This window comes from Streptomyces sp. WAC05292, from assembly GCF_003949955.1.
In the GTDB taxonomy this organism is placed as follows: domain Bacteria; phylum Actinomycetota; class Actinomycetes; order Streptomycetales; family Streptomycetaceae; genus Streptomyces; species Streptomyces globosus.
Map to the genome: position 1 here is coordinate 1 of NZ_RPSE01000726.1, position 1,331 is coordinate 1,331.

At 81.1% G+C, this 1,331-nt stretch carries 2 protein-coding genes; one reads left to right on the plus strand and one right to left on the minus strand.

The window, feature by feature from the left end; translation table 11 throughout:
* Positions 1–767: 767 nt before the first annotated feature.
* On the plus strand, positions 768–908 hold the full coding sequence (locus EF903_RS34890) for a hypothetical protein (protein WP_221888812.1): 141 nt from the start codon (positions 768–770) through the stop codon (positions 906–908).
* A 5-nt stretch (positions 909–913) separates the two neighbouring features.
* On the opposite strand, the gene EF903_RS36000 is transcribed toward EF903_RS34890, so the two are convergent.
* The coding region (locus EF903_RS36000) for a hypothetical protein (RefSeq protein WP_312845986.1) at positions 914–1,331 on the minus strand (418 nt) is incomplete at its 5' end.

Sequence of the window (1,331 nt, forward strand, 5' to 3'; positions counted from 1 at the left end):
GGCCGGGCTCAGGCCAGGCGATCGGCTCAGGCGAGTGGTCGTGGGGGGACGGGGCGTCCGTGGACATGTAGGGGCGTACGAGGCGGCCGTCGTCGGGCCCGGGCTCGCGGGCGTCTGGGGACATCGTGCTCTCCCGGCGGGGAATGGGGCGGCCGGTGTGGCGGTGCGGCGCCGGCCCCCGGCCGGTCGGGGCCGTTCCGGTGGGCGGTTCCTGACCGGCGCACTCTCGCCGACCGGGCGGGCCCGGTCAAGCCCGGTGTCCGAACTGCACCATCCGTCCTGCCGGTGGCAGTGCACTGCCGCCGTCGGCGGTGCGGGGAGGGCGGAACGCGGCGGTGTCACCCGGACGCGTGAGGGGCGGGGCACCGGCCGGGCCCGCGTCGGGCATCGTGGACGGCATGCAGCTACGCCGGGCCCTGCCCCTGTCCCTCGTCGCACTGCTCGCCGGGTCGGGCTGTGCCGCGGCCGGCCCGGAGCCGCCGCCGCGCGGGCCGGCGCCGCCCCGGACCTCCCTGCCGTCACCCGCCGCGCGGGAGCCGGCGCGGGAGGCACCGCGCGGGCCTGCCCCGACGGCCGGGCCGCCGCCCCCGCCGCGGACGGCTCCAGGGGATGGGGCGGAACAGCCCCCGTCCGGGTTTTCCGATCCGCCGGTGCGGGGGGACGACGCCGCCGGACGGCCGTCCGCGCGGGCCTCGGCCCCTGCCGTGCCCAGGCGGGTGCAGCCGCCGCGGCCCCGGCCGGTGCGGCAGCCGCGGCGGCACACCGCCGTGCCGTCCCCGGAAGGCGCGGAGCCGTCCGGTGCCGGCCCGGAGGCGTTCCTGCCGTACGGCGACGACCCGTGTGGCGCCGCGGAGGGTGCCGTGCCGCCGTCGGTCATGGACCTGTGCGTCCGGCAGTACGGGCACTGAACGGTTCAGGCGCCCCGGCGGACGCCCGCGGCGACCGCGGCGCAGCGCCGGGCGGTGTGCCGGCGGGCGGTGCGCAGGCGGCGCAGGGTGGTGTGGCCGCGGCGCCGCCATTCGCCGCGGGGCAGGGCGGCCCGCTGGCCGCCGCTGGTGATGAGGGCGTTGACCGGGGCGTGCGGGTCCGTGGCCATGCCCTTGGCCACCAGGACGCCCACCACGAGGGGCAGCACGGCCACGGCCAGGGCCGAGCCGGCGGTGGCCGCCTGCCGGATGCGCGGGCGCGGGGTGCGGAGCGGGGCGCCGGCGGGCGGTGCGCAGGCGGCGCAGGGTGGTGTGGCCGCGGCGCCGCCATTCGCCGCGGGGCAGGGCGGCCCGCTGGCCGCCGCTGGTGATGAGGGCGTTGACCGGGGCGTGCGGGTCCGTGGC